The organism is Fodinibius sp. GM108 (assembly GCF_058386985.1).
Window position 1 is genome coordinate 1 of sequence record NZ_JBYEIR010000014.1, and the last position, 18,698, is coordinate 18,698.

Sequence of the window (18,698 nt, forward strand, 5' to 3'; positions counted from 1 at the left end):
AAGAAGGGCTGCGTTTTGCGATCCGCGAAGGCGGCCGCACCGTAGGCGCCGGCGTCGTAACCGAAATTATTGAATAATTTAATTTCGAGACAGTACTACACTACTGTTATATTAAAAAATGCTGACAGAATAGGAATATAGCTCCTATTCTGTCGTTATTTACGGGTGTAGCTCAATTGGCAGAGCAGCGGTCTCCAAAACCGAAGGTTGTGGGTTCAAGTCCTTCCACCCGTGCAAGTTAGAATTGATTCAGATTCATGAATAAAATTAAAGAGTACTTAGAAGATGTACGCAAGGAGATGAAAAAGGTCTCCTGGCCAGATCAGGATGAGCTGGTTGATTACACGATTATAGTTGTAATTTTTACAATTCTGTTGTCTGCATTTATTTTTGCAATAGATCAAGTATATAGCACGATATTAGAGGCCATCTATCAATGACACAAGAAGATCAATATGATTGGTATGTAGTTCGTGTGTTTTCCAGCCACGAAAAAAAAGTGAAACGGTATTTGGACCGTGAGATAGAAATGCAGGGGCTGGAAGATAAAATTAAGGAAGTACTGATTCCGACTGAAACTGTTATTGAAATTAGATCTGGTAAAAAACGCACGCGGGAGAAGAATTTTTTCCCGGGATACATCTTACTAAAAACGCAATATGATGAAGAAGTAAATAACCTGATACAAGGAGCTCCTTCAACAATTGGTTTTCTGAAAAGTGGTAAAACGGACAACATTCCTAAGCCACTTCGGAAGTCTGAAGTTGATAGAATTCTGGGACGTGTCCGTGAAGGCGAAGGAGCTGAAGAGGGAGAGGGCAAGATTGAGATTCCCTATGACGAAGGAGATATTGTTAAAGTTATTGATGGACCTTTTAAAGATTTTGATGGAACCGTACAAGAGGTTAATACTGAAAAACTCAAGTTACGTGTTCTGGTAAGTATTTTCGGTCGAAAGACCCCGGTTGAAGTTGGTGTGAACCAGGTAGAACCTGCAACTTGACCAAATATTAATCCGCCGGCTGGCGGATGCAAAGTGAGCTATTACGCGGCAAATAACATATAAGTACAAGCAGTAAATTAAAATGGCAAAAAAAGTAGATCAAGTACTTAAGCTCCAAATTCGTGGAGGACAGGCAAATCCTGCTCCTCCGGTTGGACCTGCTTTAGGTCAGGCTGGAATTAACATAATGGAGTTTTGTAAGGCTTTTAACGCTGCTACACAGGATAAAGCCGGGACAATTATTCCGGTTGAGATTACTGTGTACATGGATAAGTCTTTTACATTCATAACTAAAACTCCACCTGCTGCAGTACTGCTTAAACAAGCTGCTGGAATTGAATCAGGTTCCGGAGAACCAAACCGAACAAAAGTTGGAGAGGTTACCTGGACCCAGTGCAAAGAGATAGCAGAGCAGAAAATGCAGGATCTCAACGCTTTCGAGATTGAGAATGCTGCAGAGATGATTGCAGGGACTGCACGAAGCATGGGGCTTCGAGTGCAAAGAGATAAATAGAAGGTGAATTAATTTATGGCACAACGAGGAAAGAAATATCGAGAGGCCGCAGAGCTCATTGATCCCGAGTTGGAATATACTCTGGAGGAAGCTTGTGATCTTGTGAAGAAAACCTCTACGGCTAATTTTGATGAATCAGTTGATTTGGATTTACGACTGGGGGTTGATCCCCGGCATGCCGATCAAATGGTGCGCGGATCTGTAACCCTGCCGCATGGTACGGGTAAGGAAGTCCGTGTTTTAGCTTTGGTAAATGAAGCTAAACAAGAGGAAGCCGCTGAGGCCGGAGCAGATCATGTAGGTCTCGACGAGTATATCGAAAAAATTGAAGATGGATGGACTGACGTAGATGTCATTGTTGCTACTCCGGATGTTATGGGCAAGATAGGTAAGCTGGGACCCATTTTGGGACCTCGTGGACTTATGCCTAATCCCAAGAGTGGTACCGTAACAAACGATGTTGCTGATGCAATCGAAGAAGCAAAATCCGGTAAGATTGATTTCCGTGTAGATAAGTATGGTATTCTGCACGCCTCAATTGGCAAGGTTAGCTTCGATGCCAGTGAACTTCGTGAAAATGTGTTAGAATTTTTGCGCACAGTGATGAAGCTCAGACCCGCTTCTGCTAAAGGTTTATATATCAGAAGTGCATTTATGAGCTCGACCATGGGACCAAGTATCCCTTTAAGTCGTTCATCCATAATTTCTGCATAGAAGTTTAACAATACGAAAACCGAACAATGCCAACATTAGCAGAAAAAAAAGAGACTGTTGAGAAAATTACTGAAGATCTGAATAACGCCGGTGCTGTCTATATCACCAATTATTCAGGCATGTCAGTAAAAGAAATCAACACAATGCGTGGCGAATTCTTCGAAGGCGACATTAAATATAAGGTATATAAAAATACCTTGGTGAAACGAGCCATGGACGAGGTTGGTGGATATGAAGAACTGTATCCCCACCTAGTAGAGCAAAATGGCTTTGCCTTTGTTGAAGAAGAGCTTGCCGCACCCGCAAAAGTGATTAAGAAACTGTATGAAGAAACGGAAAAGCCCAAGTTTAAGGCTGCAATCATCGATGGAGATTATTACGGTGAGGATGAGCTGGATACATTGGCTGCAATGAAGTCAAAGAGCGAGATTATCGGAGACATTGTTAGTCTCTTGCTTGCTCCCGTTTCCAATGTGGTTGGTGCGTTACAAGCTCCCGGACAGAATGTGGCCGGAGCCCTTGAAACAATCGCCGAAAAAGGCGAAGAATAATTAACATTAACACACGAATTTTTCAATTCAAAGATCAATCGGAGAAATAAACAAATGGCTGACGTTAAAGAATTAGCTGAACAATTAGTTAACTTAAGTGTAAAAGAAGCAAACGAACTCGCTAACTTTCTAGAAGAAGAATACGATATCAAGCCTGCATCTGCTGGCGCAGTTGTTGCTGCTGGTGGCGGCGAAGGCGGCGGAGAAGAGGAACAAACAGAATTCGATGTTGTTCTGACTGGTGCCGGCGATAAGAAAATTGCTGTCATTAAAGAAGTACGCAGCATAACAGGTCTTGGGCTTAAAGAAGCCAAGGAGCTGGTGGATAATGCGCCAAATCCTGTTAAAGAAGGCATCAGTAAAGAAGAGGCTGAAGACCTTAAGTCGCAGCTTGAAGATGCAGGTGCTGAAGTTGAACTTAAGTAATTAAGTATCAACATATTTTATTTGCTACTAGCCAATATCGTATATACGGTATTGGCTATTGGCGTCTTATTTGCATAGCTAAAGTTCGCTTTATTCCGAAGTGTTTTCAAAGCGGCAAATTCGGCTCATCACCATCTAATTAATTTTAAAGGAGAGGTTCCTTTTGAGTAAACAGAGTAAAATGGAAAAAATACCTTTCACCGACCGCTTATCATTTGGTAGTACAGAACATGTCTTGGATTATCCTGATTTTCTGGATATCCAGTTAGAATCGTTTGAGCAATTCACACAACTGGATGTAGCACCTGAAGATCGTAAAAATCAGGGGCTGCAGAAAATATTCAATAACAACTTTCCCATACAGGATTCTAGGGAAACCCATATCCTGGAATTCATGCATTATAGCGTGGATACTCCGAAATACAGCATGAAAGAATGCCAGGAGCGTGGGCTTTCCTATGCAGTGCCCTTGAAAGCCAAGCTTCGACTTTCTGCGGTTGATGATGACGACGAAACAACGGAAACAATTGAGCAGGAAGTATTTTTGGGAGATCTGCCCTGGATGACGGACAAGGGTAGTTTCATTATCAATGGTGCTGAGCGTGTTATTGTAAGTCAATTGCATCGTTCGCCTGGTCCTTTCTTTGGCACCAATGAACATCCCAACGGTACACAGCTTTATAATGCACGTGTAATTCCTTTTAAGGGGTCATGGATCGAATTTTCTACCGATATTCGGGATGTATTGTGGGCTTATATAGACCGTAAAAAGAAAGTTCCATTTACAACGCTACTGCGTGCTCTGGGTTATTCAACTGACGAAGAGCTGTTTAATCTCTTCGGATATTCTAAAGTGGTAGATCTGGAGTCTAAAAAGCAGTTCAATGAAGAACTTGTCGGAGAACGTCTGGCGGTTGATATCGTCGAAGAGAAGATGGAAGAAGTTGTCGATGATGATACCGGAGAAGTTACTGAAGCACTAACACGCGAAGTTCTGCTGGAGATAGATCATGAGCTTGAAGAAGATGATTATGGGCTTTTGAAAGAAGCAGACGTCGATAAAGTTCGTGTTCAGGAAATAGAGCCGGAAGATTCTGAGCGTGATGTTTTTATGAATACGCTCCGCAAAGATCCTACTCATGATGAAGAATCTGCACTTGGCGAAATTTACAAGCAGATTCGTACCGGTGAAATGCCAGATCCCGAAACGGCACGACAGGTGCTTGAGCGATTATTTTTCAGCGATAAAAAGTATGATCTCGGTGAAGTCGGTCGATATCGCTTGAATAAGCGACTGAAGCTGGATGTTGATATGGATACTCGATATCTCGTTAAAGAAGATATCGTAGCCATCGTCAAAGAGGTTATCCGGCTTAAAAACATGAAGTCGCAGGTTGATGACATTGACCACCTGAGCAATCGCCGGGTCCGTACCATTGGTGAGCAGCTGGGACAGCAGTTTTCTATTGGTTTGGCCCGGATGTCTCGTACCATCAAAGAGCGAATGAACTCTCGCGATGCCGAGCAGTTGACGCCACAGGATCTGGTTAATGCCCGAACCATTTCATCGGTCATTAATACATTCTTTGGCACTAACCAGCTGTCACAGTTTATGGATCAAACCAACCCGATGGCGACCTTGACGCACAAGCGTCGAATGTCTGCACTTGGACCGGGTGGATTGACGCGTGAGCGTGCTGGTTTTGAGGTTCGTGACGTCCACTATACACATTACGGTCGTTTGTGCCCGATTGAAACACCCGAGGGTCCGAATATTGGTTTGATTACTTCGCTTTGTGTGCATGCTAAAGTAAATGATTTCGGATTCCTGGAGACACCATACAGAAAAATTGAGGACGGTAAAGCCTCAAAGGATATTGAATATCTTTCTGCAGAGCAGGAGGACGAAACCATTATTGCACAGGCGAATGCACCGCTCGATGAAAAAGGAGTGTTTAAAAATGAAAATATATTCTCCCGTTTCCGTGATGGAGAGGTTGGTTTGGCAAATCCTGATGAAGTTGAATTTATGGATGTATCGCCAAATCAGATTTCATCCGTTGCAGCTGCATTGATTCCATTTGTAGAGCATAACGATGCGAACAGAGCCCTTATGGGAGCAAACATGCAGCGTCAGGCAGTACCGCTGCTCCGACCGGAAGCTCCATTTGTTGGAACAGGTCTCGAGCACCGGGCTGCTAAAGACTCAAGAGCAATTATCACTGCCGAAGAAGATGGCGAAGTTGTTTACGTAAGTGCAGAAGAGATCCATGTGAAGTATGATCGCACTGAAATGGAGCAACAGTGTTATTTTGATGAAGGAGTCAAAAAATACAAGCTCACGAAGTTTGACCGTACCAACCAGGATACTACCATCAATCAAAAACCGATTGTTGAGGTTGGTGATAAGGTCAAGAAAGGGCAAACGCTTGCCGATGGTTGTGCAACCGATCAGGGTGAACTTGCTCTTGGAAGAAACCTCTTGGTAGGATTTGTGCCCTGGAGAGGATACAACTTTGAAGATGCGATTGTTATCAGCGAACGTGTTGTTCAGGATGATATTTATACCTCAATCCATATCGAAGAGTTTGAACAGGAAGTTCGTGATACAAAGCGTGGAGAAGAAGAGCTAACGCGCGAAATACCGAATGTCAGTGAAGACGCCACGAAGGATCTCGATGAACAAGGTATTATCCGGGTAGGAGCAAAAATTAATCCTGGTGATATTTTGGTAGGTAAGATTACGCCTAAAGGCGAAACCGATCCTACACCGGAAGAGAAGCTCTTGCGGGCTATCTTTGGTGATAAAGCGGGAGATGTTAAAGACGCTTCACTGAAGGTACCACCGGGAGTTTCAGGAACAGTTATTGATACCAAGCTCTTTAGCCGCAAACGCGATGAACAGATTTCGCGTAAAGAAGAAAAGAAACAGGTAGAGCTTGAGAATGAACGTCATCAGGAAAAAGTCGATGATCTTAACAGCAAGATGGTTGATAAACTCTACACCTTGCTGAGAGACAAGACTTCACCCGGTGTATATGACTTCAACGGCGTAGAACTCATCCCTAAAGGAGAAAAATACCGTAAGTCTGATTTTGAAGAGCTGGATCCGGTAAATATCAATGAAAACATCCAGTGGGCTACTGATGAAGAATTGGTAGAGCACGTGAGGTTGTTGTTCAAAAATTATCGTGAACTGCGCCGTGAAATCGACACAGAGGCAAAACGCCGAAAATATCAGATTCAGGTAGGCGACGATCTGCCTGCAGGTATTATTCAAAAGGCCAAAGTCTATGTTGCCAAAAAGCGTAAGCTGCAGGTTGGAGACAAGCTGTCTGGGCGCCACGGTAACAAAGGTGTAATTGCGAAAATTGTTCCGGAAGAGGATATGCCTTATCTGGAAGATGGAACACCTGTAGATATTTGCCTGAATCCACTTGGTGTACCATCCCGAATGAACCTTGGTCAGATTTATGAGACCATTTTAGGATGGGCTGCCAAAAAGCTGGGTGTTAAATTTGCTTCACCCATCTTTGACGGAGCAACAGAAGAACAAGTCAAAGAAAAGATGGAGGAAGCAGGGCTGCCTCGTGACGGACGCGTGACATTGCGCGATGGTCGTACAGGTGAACCCATGGATCAGCAATCTACTGTTGGATACATTTATATGCTCAAGCTCAATCACTTGATTGAGGATAAGATGCATGCCCGTTCCATTGGTCCATACTCACTGATTACGCAGCAGCCGCTGGGTGGTAAAGCTCAGTTTGGCGGACAGCGACTCGGTGAAATGGAGGTATGGGCACTGTACGCATATGGTGCTTCAAATATCCTGAAAGAAATGCTCACTGTTAAAAGCGACGATGTAAAAGGCCGATCGCGCGTTTATGAAGCCATTGTAAAAGGTGAAAACCTGCCTGAAGGTGATGTGCCAGAATCCTTTAAGGTATTACTAAGAGAAATGATGGGACTTGGCCTAGAAATCCACATCGACTAATTACAACAACAGAATTTTCTACTGTTAAATAAAGTCAATCCGGAGGTACTTCCTTGCCGACTACTAATACATTAACAGTCTCAAAAGACTTCGATCAAATTGGTATTTCACTAGCGTCACCAGAGACCATTTTGTCTCGGTCGCATGGTGAAGTGTTGACGCCTGAGACCATCAACTATCGTACCTTTAAACCGGAAATGGACGGTCTTTTCTGTGAAAAGATCTTCGGTCCGGTTAAAGATTACGAGTGCCACTGTGGTAAATACAAAAGAATCCGTTACAAAGGGATTATATGTGACCGGTGTGGCGTTGAAGTAACCAGAAAAGCTGTTCGGCGCGAACGTATGGGACATATTTCCCTTACTGTGCCCGTAGTACATATCTGGTACTTCAAGTCATTGCCCAATAAACTTGCATATCTCCTTGGATACTCTTCCAAAAATCTTGAGAAGATTGTCTACTATGAGACGTATGTAATAATGAATCCAGGTGTCGCCCGTGATCTTGGGTATAAAAAAGGCGACCTGATTTCTGAAGAAGAATATTACGACATCCAGGAACAGCTCCCCGAAGATCAGTGGGAGATGGATGACGAAAATGAAGATAAGTTCAGGGCCAAAGAAGGTGCTGAAGCCATCCAAGAACTCCTTGCTACGCAAGATCTTGATGAGTTGGCTTATCGCCTCCGCTATGAGGCGCGGAATGAAACTTCGCAGATGCGTAAGAAGAAGAAGTTGAAGCGTCTGCAGGTTATTGAATCTTTCCGTGCTGCTAATCAGCATACTGAAAACCGTCCGGAATGGATGGTGCAGAGCGTAATTCCGGTTATTCCTCCGGAACTGCGACCGCTGGTTCCTCTTGAAGGTGGACGTTTTGCGACATCCGACCTGAATGATCTTTATAGACGGGTAATCATACGTAACAACCGCCTGAAGCGCCTGATTGATATTAAGGCGCCTGATGTAATCCTGCGTAACGAGAAAAGAATGCTGCAGGAAGCGGTTGATTCACTGTATGACAACTCACGAAAATCTAACGCCGTACGGAATAACAACCGACCGCTGAAATCTCTCAGCGATATGCTGAAAGGAAAGAGCGGTCGTTTCCGACAGAACTTGCTTGGTAAACGTGTTGACTATTCCGGCCGTTCTGTAATTGTAGCAGGTCCGGAGCTGAAACTTAATCAATGCGGTCTGCCCAAAGAGATGGCAGTAGAATTATATAAACCTTTCATTATCCGCCGATTAATTGAGCGCGGATATGTGAAGACAGTAAAATCTGCGAAGAAAGTTGTAGATCGCAGAGATAAAATTGTCTGGGAGGTTCTTGAGCATGTGATTCAGGGCCATCCGGTTCTGTTAAACCGTGCTCCAACATTGCACAGGCTTGGTATCCAGGCATATCAGCCGGTACTGATTGAAGAGAAAGCCATTCGATTGCATCCGCTTTCTTGTCCGGCCTTTAACGCTGACTTTGACGGTGACCAAATGGCTGTTCACGTACCGTTGAGTCATGATGCAGTGCTCGAAGCTTCTGTATTACTGCTTGGCTCGCATAATATTCTTAGCCCTGCCAACGGTGGACCGATTGCCGTGCCATCGCAGGATATGGTATTGGGTATCTATTATATGACCAAGATGGCCAGTGACCAGAAAGGCGAAGGTAAGACTTTTGCCAACCCTGATGAGGTATTGATTGCTTACGATCGGGATCGCCTGCATCTTCATGCAAAGATTAATCTTCGAATACCTAACGAGGATGAGTCACAAGGCTATGAGATTATAAAGACGACTACCGGTCGAGTATTGTTCAATAAGATTTTGCCCGATGAGATGGGCTTTATCAATCGAACCCTCGGAAAGAAACAACTTCGTTCTCTTATCGGTGACATCCATTATAAGGTGGGAACATCTCGAACTGCCGAGTTTCTGGACAACATGAAGAAGCTTGGTTTCGAGCAATCTACTATAGCAGGCTTGTCATTTAGTCTGGAGAATATTGTAGTGCCTGATGAGAAACAGAAGCTCATTGAGAAAACACAAGATGAGGTCTCGGAAATTACCGAACGTTATGAAATGGGCTTTATCACCGACAACGAGCGGTATAATCAGGTTATTGACAAGTGGACAAGCACTACAAACCGGGTTTCTGAATCCTTGTTTGAAGCACTGACAGCTGATAAAGACGGATTTAACCCGGTATTTATGATGGCTGATTCTGGTGCTCGTGGTTCAAAAGAACAGATTCGTCAGCTCGGCGGTATGCGGGGTCTGATGGCGAAGCCTCAGAAGAGCTCGCAACAAGAAGGAAATGAGGTAATTGAGAATCCGATTCTCTCCTCTTTCCGAGAAGGATTGACAGTACTTGAGTACTTTATATCCACGCACGGTGCTCGTAAGGGACTGGCCGATACAGCTCTTAAAACAGCTGACGCCGGCTATCTGACACGACGTCTTGTTGATGTTTCGCAGGATATCATTATCAACGAACAAGACTGTGGTACCCTCCGCGGAATTAAGATGAAGGCACTCAAAGATAACGAAGATGTTATTGAGAGTCTCGAAGATCGTATTTTGGGTCGTGTTTCATTGCATGATATTTATGATCCGATTACGGATGAACTGCTCTGTGAAGCTAACCAGATGATTGATGAGGAGGTAGCACAGGGTATCGCTGAAACTTCTATTGAAGAAGTTGAAATCCGCTCGGTACTTACCTGCGAAAGCGAGCGCGGTGTTTGCTCTAAGTGTTACGGACGAGACTTGTCTCGTGGTACCATGGTACAAGTAGGTGAAGCAGTAGGTGTTATAGCCGCACAGTCCATTGGTGAACCAGGTACGCAGCTTACACTTCGAACATTCCACGTTGGTGGTACGGCTTCTCGAATGGAGTCTGAATCACAGCATAAAGCGAAGTTCGAAGGTAAGGTTGAGTTCGAAAACATGCGCGTTGTTGAATACGATGACGGTGAAGAGATTCATGATGTTGTCCTCAGTCGTGCCGGTGAAATCAAGATTATGGATGAAGAAGGTAAAGAGCTTATCAGCTATAACGTGCCTTACGGTTCCGAGCTCTTGGTTGAAGAGGGCGATGAAGTTCCAAAAGGAGTTCCGCTCTGTACCTGGGATCCTTATAACGCCAATATCTATGCTGAGATCGACGGTAAGGTTGAGTACAAAGATATCATGGAAGATATCACCTTCGCTGAAGAGACCGACTCTCAAACCGGTCACCGCGAGAAAGTAGTGATTGACTCAAAAGATCGTTCGCTTATCCCAACATTGCTGGTGAAAGGTGATGATGACCGCGTACGAGAAAAAACACTGCCCGTTGATACACATATTGTTGTGGAAGACGGACAAGAGGTTTCTGCCGGACAAGTTCTGGCTAAGATTCCGCGTACTACCGGTCAATCGAAAGATATTACAGCGGGTCTGCCGCGAGTTACAGAGCTGTTTGAGGCTCGATCGCCAAGTGAGCCTGCTGCCGTATCAGAAATTGACGGTATTGTTCGAATGGGCGGACGTAAACGAGGTAAGCAGGAAGTTATCGTCGAAAGTAAGGACGGTAAAACTGAAAAAACATATCTCATTTCACTGTCCAAGCACATTCTTGTTCAGGAAAATGATTATGTAGAAGCCGGCCAGCAACTTTCTGACGGTACGATACCAGCTGAAGAAATCCTGAATATTCTCGGACCATATGCGGTGCAGTCTTACCTCGTGAATGAGATTCAGGAGGTATATCGACTGCAGGGTGTGCAAATCAATGATAAACACATTGAGACTATTGTCCGCACCATGATGCAGAAAGTCGAAGTAACTGATCCCGGTGATACAATGTATCTGGAAGGCGACAAGGTTGACCGATTTGAGCTCAATAACAAGAATGATGAGCTTATCGGCAAGTATGTTGTCACGGATGCAGGCGGCAGTGATCTTAAGCAAGGTACAATACTCGACCGCCGAGAAGTTCGGGATATTAATAATGACCTTATAAGGGACGGTAAAGAAGAGATTGAGACACGTGAAGCCGAGCCGGCAATTTCTAAGCCGATACTGCTTGGAATTACACGTGCAGCTCTCTCAACTGAAAGCTGGCTCTCAGCGGCCTCTTTCCAGGAGACAACCAAGGTTCTTACACAGGCTGCCATCGAAGCCAAGAAGGACAACCTTCAAGGCCTTAAAGAGAACGTTATTGTTGGACACCGAGTACCTGCCGGTACTGGTCTCCGCAAGTACGATGATCTTATCGTTGGCAAGAAAACTGAGCTTGACGAAGAAGAGCAAGAAGTTGCAAAAGTCTTTGAAGAGCTTAGCGGAGCTGGAGAACCAAATGGTGAGGAAGAAGAGGAAAAGGCGAAAGCTGAAGCTGAAGAGGATGAGTCGTAGCACTCATTGTTTTTAGATGAATTGATATATAAGCGTCTGGCCTAGCGGTCAGGCGCTTTTTTTATTAAAAAGAGACTTAGAACTTAGAAATGGTACAGAGACTATCTTACCTCTGGAGTCTGGTCAGCCTTATTTCCTAGTTATAAAATCAGTTTTACCAATGTATAAACCGATATTAGTCTCAATTCACGTTGTGTAATCAGGAATGCCAATGAAAAAGGCCTCCTTCCAATTGGGAAAGAGGCCTTAATTGTTATAATAGCCGTAAGTAGTTAATCGTTATCTTTAGATTTTGTTTTATCAGATGCTTTCTTAGTCTCCTCAATGGATTGTAGCAGTTCTTCGGCCTCATTGATAAGATCCTCTGCACGATGTTTGGCATCCTCTACAACCAGATCTCCTTTACGTTTTGCATCCGAGATGGCTGCTTTTTCATCAGAAAGGCGATCGATCAGATGAGTAAGTTCATCCAGATATGTACTAAGTCTGTATGAAATTACATCGCGCGTATTACTGCCCTTGTCGGGGGCGTATAAGAGGGCAATTACCGAACCAACTAATGCACCTGATAATAATCCGAGTGTAAAATCTTTTGATTTGCTCATAATATTCTCCTGTCTGCCGTAGCTTTTTTCAATGAAATTGTAGTTTTATTACTGTTAAATTTAATGATTTGAGTTTATTAAATATGCAATTTACTCTGCTTATTTAAAAACAGTGGCTCAAAATCATTTTCTAATTCTTGTGAGCTTTAATAGCATCACGTCTTTTCTTGCTGATTCCCATTACAAAAGCGGGAATTACGTAGAGCGTTAGTATAGACCCAAAGAATAACCCACCAATAACGGCTCGAGCCAGCGGAGCCCAGATTTCGGCTCCTGCTCCGATACTTAGCGACAGCGGTATCATTGAGCAGATCGTAGTAAGTGCCGTCAATAATATTGGTCGAAGCCTTCGTTTACATGCTTCAATCACGTTGTTAAAAAGCGAATCAGATTTTTCATTGTACTTGCTGTAAAGGTGCATGTAATCAACAAGTACAATGCCATTATTTACGATAATACCAACCAGCATAAACATACCGATATAGGCTGTGGCGCTTAGCGGAGTATTCAAGATCCATAAGCCTACAAGTGCGCCAAAGAAAGCTAATGGGATGGCAAACCATATGATAAATGGATCGCGGAAGTTTTCGAATTGTGAGGCCATGATCATATATGTCAACAGGATAGCAAAAAGTAGCGACCACATCACTTCATTAGAGCCTTCTTGTGCATCACGCGTTCCTCCGGTAAATTCATATCGGTACCCCTCTGGTAAGACTACCTCTTGTTGTATGACATCTATGATTTTTTGCCGGTATTCACTGGGAGAACCATCAACCTCGATATTTACATCGAGAACTGTTTCTCGGTCCCGGCGTTGAATACCGTCAACACCTTCCATGCTTTCGAATCTGCCAAGCGCTGTTACCGGAACGCGTTGACTGTCAACCTGAACTAGTTCGAGATCAAATAACTGTTGGCGGTTTGTTAGTGCTGTTCTGTTAGCTCGTACTTCAATTGGAACTTCCCGACCTTCCTCTCGCAAGTAGCCAACTCGTGTACCTTGAACTTGAGTCTTGAGCGAAGTAGCTACTTCATTCAGCGAGCTCCCCATCCGGCTGATGCGTTGCCTGTCTACATGATATTGAAGTTCGGGTGTGGGATCTGTGCGTCCATTATCAACGGATATGACATTTGAGTCGGCCAACATAACAACTTCGATTTTGTTGGAGATAGCCTGGAGTACTTCCATATCTGGTCCAACCAGACTGAGACGAATACCGCGAGAAAACCCTCCGAAACTGCCTCCGGCACCTCGAATATTCACATCCACACCGGGTGCCTGGAGCTCACGCCGCAATTGTGCAGAAAAACTATTGGTACTGATATCCCGTTCAGTAACATCTACAAGAGTGACATTTATTTGACCGGTATTGGTACGAGTGTTGTACCCGCGCTGACCGATTTGTGTAAGTACTGTTTCAACTTCTTCTTTTTGCTGAATTGTATCACTAAAATTACGGAGAACCTCTGCTGTTTTAACCAATTTTGTACCAGATGGAAGATCAACATCAACAGTAACTTCTCCCGTATCGGATTGTGGAAAAAACTCAGAATCCAGGTTATTGAACAAGTAATATGTTCCCCCCAATAGCAGGCCTACAAATATCACAACGGTCCATTTGCGAAACATGATCCACCGAAGTGACTTTTCATAAAAGTTTTCAAGCTTGTGTATAGCTTTAAAAGAAGAGCTATGGCGCTGAAATTCTTCCTTATTCAAAAGAAGGAGGGAAAGGACAGGAACCAAAATAATTGATGCAACAAAAGAAATAGCAATAGTAATACTGATTGTTAAAGCAAATTGGGCAAAAAACTGACCCTGAACGCCTGATATTCCAATAATAGGAACAAAAACCCCAAGTGTTGTCAGTGTTGCTCCCAAAAGTGCACCTATAACTTCATTGGTTCCCTCAAGGGTAGCCTGCATTTTTGGGAGTCCTTCTTCTAATTTACGGGCAATACTTTCTGAAACTACAATCGCATTATCTACCAAGAGACCAATAGCCAACGCCAGGGCTGTAATAGTAAGGATATTAAGGGTGAGCCCGGCTGCATACATTGCGGCAAAACTAGCGGTAACTGAAACCGGAATTGAAGTCGCAACAACAAATGAAATTCTCCAGCCTCCCAAAAATATGAGGAGAACAATAACAACGACCACTAAGGCAGCCAAAGCAGACTGGGAAAGGTTAGATATCGAGTTTTCTACATTATCCGCGTCATTAGTTAGAACTTGTAAATTTACGCCATCCGGTAAATTGGCATTGATTGAAGAGAGTTGATCGATCACTGAATTAGCTACATCAACAGTATTTGCATCAGATTTTTTTTGGATGTCCAGCGTGATACTGTTTTTGCCATTGATTTCAACAAGCGTACTAATTTCTTCAAAGCTGTCTTCAACTTCTGCAACGTCTCTAACACGAATTGGAATATTATTGTCAGTCGTTTTTATAATTGTCTGTCGGATTTCATCCACATTTTGATACAGCGATTGTGCACGAACACTGTAGCTGTTCTTGCCGGCTACAATTTGACCAACAGGTACTTCCTGGTTGTTTGAACGCAAAGCCGATTCTATATCCGAAGGGACAAGCCGGTGTTGAGCCAGTGACATCGGATCTGCATTAATAAAAATTTTACGGACAAGTCCACCCCGGGTGTCGGCTGATGCTACACCGGGTAACCGTTCAATACGCGGTTCGATAAAATCAACTCCTAATTCACGAAGTTCATCAAGCCCTTTGTTATCAGCTTCAAGACTCAGACGCATAATGGGGAAATTATCCGGATCAAACTGGAAAATAACCGGCTCCATAGCCTCGGTGGGCAACTCGTTGCGGATGCGTGAGAGCTCTTCCCGGACTTTTAGTTCTGTGTTGCGTATGTTAACTCCATTGTGCAGTCGTAGAATAATAAAAGCGTTTCCCTTACTGATATTTGAGTCCAGCGTTTCAATCCCTTCTACAGATGAAACAGCACCTTCGATAGGTTCAACAATCAAATTTTGCATATCCTCGGGAGCCACATTACTGTAGGAGGTCTGAATGGCAAGAATGGGAATGTTAAAGGAAGGATACATGGTAATCTTCAGATTGGAAAGAGCAAACATTCCAAACCCGATGACTACCAGCGTAATCATGATTACGGTAATAGGTCGTTTTAAAACACGTCCGGCTACGGTATACTTTTTCATAACAAAGTAGTATTACGAAATATCAGATTGAAGTAATGGATCTTCTTTATGGACGGAATCAAAACCCAATTTTTCTACCATTGTATTTATAAGGTTATAAAGGCATGGCACAACAAACAACATTAAGATTGTTGACATCGTAAGTCCGCCGATGACTGTGCGTGCCATTGGGCTCCAGGTTTCTGAACCCGAGCCCAATTCCAAAGCCAAAGGCACCATTGCCAGAATAGTCGTGAATGCGGTCATCAGAATCGGTCGCAAGCGCCGTGTGGCTCCCTCAACAATAGCTTCGTGGCGTGAGAAATCCCGAGCTTGCAGAATCTTGATGTAATCGATCATCACAATACCATTATTAACGACAATACCAGATAGCAGAACTAATCCCACCATCGAAGTTACACTGATAGAGGTAGCAGTAAGCCACAGGATCAGTAAGACACCTGTTAAAGCTAACGGAATAGTTAAAATGATAATAAAAGGCTCCATCAGACTTTCAAACTGGGATGCCATCACCATGTAAGTGAGAATACCAGCAATGATAAAAGCAATGATCAAATAGTAGAAAGATTCCTGTTGATCCTCGGCAGAACCTCCAATTTCATAACGATATCCTTCCGGCCAGTTTATCGTTTCAAGTTCGTTACGGGCCAAAGAGCTGGCATTTTTAAGATCTATACCGGACAAGTCAGCAGTAACTTCGGTAACACGCTCTTGATTTATCCGAAGGATATTTGTGGGACCGCTGAATCGATCAATTCGAGCAAGATTTGAAAGAGGCATCCAGTCACCTGATGGTGTTTCTATCTGGAGATTCCGCAGGTCAGAAACTGATGTCTTTTCAATCTCTGTTAGCTGAACAAGTACTTCAAACTCTATACCCTGATCTACATATGTGGTTGCAAGATTTCCCCGAACGGCATTACCCAGTTTGTTAGCTACATCAGAAGTGCTCATATCGAGCCGGGAAATACGTTCGCGATCCATGGTGACACGTAGCTCGGGACGTCCCTGATCGGCTGTGCTAAAAACATTTACAATGCCGTCTATTCGGCGTAATCTTTCTTTGACACCCTCCGCCAGCTGTTGTTTTTCTTCGGGATTATAACCGTAGATTTGAACAACCATTCCACTTTCACCTTCGGGACTTAGCGGATCCTGCTGTATCTCCTTGATATCGGCACCGGGTATGCTTTCCAGTTTATCCAGCAAGCCAGCAACGATTTCGGATTCACTGCGATTACGTTGCTCCTGAGGGACTAACTCAACCCGCACCGTACCTTGATATCCACCCGGATTATCGGCTCCTTCAACTCCTTCTTTATCTCCGAAATCTGATACAACCAGTCGGGTTTCAGGCACTTCCTCATTAATAACACCTTCAACCTGTGAAATGCTGCGTTCGAGCTCTAACAAGCTCACACCGGGCTCTCTTTGAACATCAAGGATAAACGAGTTGTCATCGACCTTTGGGAAAAATTCGCCGCCCAAAAAATTAAATATTGGCAGTGTAATTAAAAACAGCAGGACAGCCGAAGCTACAACCATACTACTGTGGTGCAGATATTTGTCAAGCGTAGATCTATAACGCTGTTCTATACGATCCAGAAAACCGGTTATGGCAGGTCCAACAGTATCACCGAAGAACGATCCGATTACTCGTCCCAAAAATTTAAACAGCCAAACAAGAGGATAGACGATTGCACCTAGTAACAGGAGGGGAGAAGCCAGCAATCGTTTGAAAACGTTTCCGCGGCTCCAGTCGAGCAGTTGTCTCAGATATGAATCGGATTTTTTCTGATCCTCATCGCTGGTATCCAATATTTGAGAGCTCATCATCGGGATGAGTGATAGTGCAACAACTGAGGATACCGAAAGTGCAAATGATAGCGTCAGTGCAAGGTCGCGGAAAAGAAATCCAGCTATACCGGGGACAAATAAAATTGGGATGAAAACGACAAGGGTTGTTAATGTAGAAATTACAACCGGTACAGCAACCTCTTGTGCGCCGAAAATGGCGGCTTTCTTTCGATTATGTCCCTCTTCTTTAAATCGAAATATATTTTCAAGTACAACCACCGCATCATCCACAACCATACCTACAGCCAGGGTAAGCCCCGAGAGGGAAATAATATTCAGGCTTAATTCCGTCCAGTCCATGATACTAAAAGTGGCAATAATTGAGACCGGAATGGAGATAGCAATAATAAGTGCCGTGCGCCCGCTTCGAAGAAAGGCAAGCAAAATTAAAACTACCAGAATAACGGCTTGTAACCCCGTCAGTAAAAGATTGTCAATCGACGTTTCAATGAATTCTGCCTTATTGGTAAGAATATCCACTTTGACATCACTTGGAAGAATATCTTTCAGGCTATCGAGCTGATTAGAAACGGCATTGGCTGTTGTTACTACATTAGCATCACTCTGGCGATATAGGTTAATAATGACGCCGTCGTTCCCGTCGACATGAACATTGCCGATAGGTTGTGCCACACCATCCTCCACATCGGCTAGATCTGCCAATCGAATAGGTTTGCCATCTCTTACGGCAATAATGGTATTTCGGATCTGGTCTATATTTTGGAACTCCCCAATAGTTCGCAGGGAGTATATAGTACGCCCTTCAACCAGTTCACCAGCGGGAATTTGTATATTTTCTTGTTGTAGCTTATTGGCAATAGTCGAGATGCTTATGTCATACGTTCGCATCTGCTCATTGCTGATATCAATATTTATTTGCCGTTCGTATCCGCCGGCAGTTTCGCTCGAAGCCACTCCCGGAATACGCTCCAGATGTTGTTCAAGCTCTTGTTTGGCAATAGTTCTTATCTCACGGGGGCTTCGGATTTCTGAAGTAAGTGTAAGAACCATGACCGGTTCCTGGTTCGGATCATACGAAAATACAATAGGTTGCTCGGCGTCATCGGGGATTTGCCGGCGGACAGCATCGAGCTCTTTGCGCACATCCGATTCGGCAATATACAGATCCGTACCCCAGTTAAATTTTAACTTTACTACTGAAGCACCCTGTTTGGATGAAGAGCGAACTTCGCGTACTCCACTAATACTTCCCAAAGCCTCCTCAATAGGACGTGTGATCAGCGTTTCCATATCACCCGGTGCAACCCCTTCATAGGTTGTATAAACAGTAATTGTGGGGAAGGTTACATCAGGATAAAGATCAAGCCTTAAATTTGATAGTCCGAAAAGACCAAATCCGATAACGATAAGGCTGGTCATGAAAAATGTGACCGGCCGCTCAACTGCTTTTCGTGCTAAAACTTTCATAAATTATGCAATC

Annotated in this window: 12 protein-coding genes and 1 tRNA gene; 10 read left to right on the top strand and 3 right to left on the bottom strand. The window is 43.8% G+C overall.

Features of this window, described 5'->3' with window-relative positions:
- The 10 genes from ACT3ID_RS18075 to rpoC all read left to right on the top strand — a co-directional run.
- The coding region (locus ACT3ID_RS18075; protein ID WP_422447782.1) for an EF-Tu C-terminal domain-related protein at window positions 1-77 on the top strand (77 nt) is incomplete at its 5' end.
- An 84-nt stretch (window positions 78-161) separates the two neighbouring features.
- Window positions 162-234: transfer RNA gene (locus ACT3ID_RS18080), tRNA-Trp, on the top strand.
- A 23-nt stretch (window positions 235-257) separates the two neighbouring features.
- Entirely contained in the window at window positions 258-440 is a 183-nt protein-coding gene (gene secE, locus ACT3ID_RS18085) for a preprotein translocase subunit SecE (protein WP_491543471.1), read from the top strand.
- Window positions 437-1,003: a transcription termination/antitermination protein NusG gene (gene nusG, locus ACT3ID_RS18090; RefSeq protein ID WP_491543472.1), complete on the top strand. Its 567-nt coding sequence runs from the start codon at window positions 437-439 to the stop codon at window positions 1,001-1,003. Before secE ends, nusG begins: the two co-directional genes overlap by 4 nt.
- Before the next feature lie 82 nt (window positions 1,004-1,085).
- Window positions 1,086-1,517 carry a 50S ribosomal protein L11 gene (rplK, locus tag ACT3ID_RS18095; protein WP_491543473.1) on the top strand — a complete coding sequence of 144 codons (432 nt, stop codon included), beginning with the start codon at window positions 1,086-1,088 and terminating at the stop codon, window positions 1,515-1,517.
- 15 nt (window positions 1,518-1,532) lie between these two features.
- Window positions 1,533-2,231 carry a 50S ribosomal protein L1 gene (gene rplA / locus ACT3ID_RS18100; RefSeq protein WP_491543474.1) on the top strand — a complete coding sequence of 233 codons (699 nt, stop codon included), beginning with the start codon at window positions 1,533-1,535 and terminating at the stop codon, window positions 2,229-2,231.
- 26 nt (window positions 2,232-2,257) lie between these two features.
- The gene (rplJ, locus tag ACT3ID_RS18105) at window positions 2,258-2,782 is read left to right on the top strand and encodes a 50S ribosomal protein L10 (RefSeq protein WP_491543475.1); all 525 of its coding nucleotides are present in this window, start codon (window positions 2,258-2,260) and stop codon (window positions 2,780-2,782) included.
- A gap of 54 nt (window positions 2,783-2,836) precedes the next feature.
- Window positions 2,837-3,208, top strand: coding sequence for a 50S ribosomal protein L7/L12 (gene rplL / locus ACT3ID_RS18110; protein WP_491543476.1), 372 nt, complete (start codon window positions 2,837-2,839; stop codon window positions 3,206-3,208).
- Between the two features lie 181 nt (window positions 3,209-3,389).
- Entirely contained in the window at window positions 3,390-7,205 is a 3,816-nt protein-coding gene (gene rpoB / locus ACT3ID_RS18115) for a DNA-directed RNA polymerase subunit beta (protein ID WP_491543477.1), read from the top strand.
- 53 nt (window positions 7,206-7,258) lie between these two features.
- On the top strand, window positions 7,259-11,596 hold the full coding sequence (gene rpoC, locus ACT3ID_RS18120) for a DNA-directed RNA polymerase subunit beta' (protein ID WP_491543478.1): 4,338 nt from the start codon (window positions 7,259-7,261) through the stop codon (window positions 11,594-11,596).
- A gap of 272 nt (window positions 11,597-11,868) precedes the next feature.
- Here the strand turns inward: rpoC and ACT3ID_RS18125 are convergent, their stop codons facing one another.
- The 3 genes from ACT3ID_RS18125 to ACT3ID_RS18135 all read right to left on the bottom strand — a co-directional run bounded on the left by ACT3ID_RS18125 (window position 11,869) and on the right by ACT3ID_RS18135 (window position 18,685).
- Window positions 11,869-12,201, bottom strand: coding sequence for a YtxH domain-containing protein (locus ACT3ID_RS18125; protein WP_491543479.1), 333 nt, complete (start codon window positions 12,199-12,201; stop codon window positions 11,869-11,871).
- A 130-nt stretch (window positions 12,202-12,331) separates the two neighbouring features.
- Window positions 12,332-15,400 (bottom strand): efflux RND transporter permease subunit, encoded by a 3,069-nt coding sequence (locus tag ACT3ID_RS18130; RefSeq protein WP_491543480.1) that lies wholly within the window; start codon window positions 15,398-15,400, stop codon window positions 12,332-12,334.
- Between the two features lie 12 nt (window positions 15,401-15,412).
- A complete protein-coding gene (locus ACT3ID_RS18135; RefSeq protein ID WP_491543481.1) occupies window positions 15,413-18,685 on the bottom strand; it encodes an efflux RND transporter permease subunit in 3,273 nt (1,090 codons plus the stop codon).
- Window positions 18,686-18,698 lie beyond the last annotated feature (13 nt).

Excerpts from the sequence above, each read along its gene's own strand:
- rplL (WP_491543476.1), top strand. The coding sequence starts at position 2,837 with ATGGCTGACGTTAAAGAATTAGCTGAACAATTAGTTAACTTAAGTGTA.
- ACT3ID_RS18130 (WP_491543480.1), bottom strand. The coding sequence starts at position 15,400 with ATGAAAAAGTATACCGTAGCCGGACGTGTTTTAAAACGACCTATTACC.
- rplA (WP_491543474.1), top strand. The coding sequence starts at position 1,533 with ATGGCACAACGAGGAAAGAAATATCGAGAGGCCGCAGAGCTCATTGAT.
- rpoB (WP_491543477.1), top strand. The coding sequence starts at position 3,390 with ATGGAAAAAATACCTTTCACCGACCGCTTATCATTTGGTAGTACAGAA.
- ACT3ID_RS18125 (WP_491543479.1), bottom strand. The coding sequence starts at position 12,201 with ATGAGCAAATCAAAAGATTTTACACTCGGATTATTATCAGGTGCATTA.
- rplK (WP_491543473.1), top strand. The coding sequence starts at position 1,086 with ATGGCAAAAAAAGTAGATCAAGTACTTAAGCTCCAAATTCGTGGAGGA.
- rplJ (WP_491543475.1), top strand. The coding sequence starts at position 2,258 with ATGCCAACATTAGCAGAAAAAAAAGAGACTGTTGAGAAAATTACTGAA.
- nusG (WP_491543472.1), top strand. The coding sequence starts at position 437 with ATGACACAAGAAGATCAATATGATTGGTATGTAGTTCGTGTGTTTTCC.
- secE (WP_491543471.1), top strand. The coding sequence starts at position 258 with ATGAATAAAATTAAAGAGTACTTAGAAGATGTACGCAAGGAGATGAAA.
- ACT3ID_RS18135 (WP_491543481.1), bottom strand. The coding sequence starts at position 18,685 with ATGAAAGTTTTAGCACGAAAAGCAGTTGAGCGGCCGGTCACATTTTTC.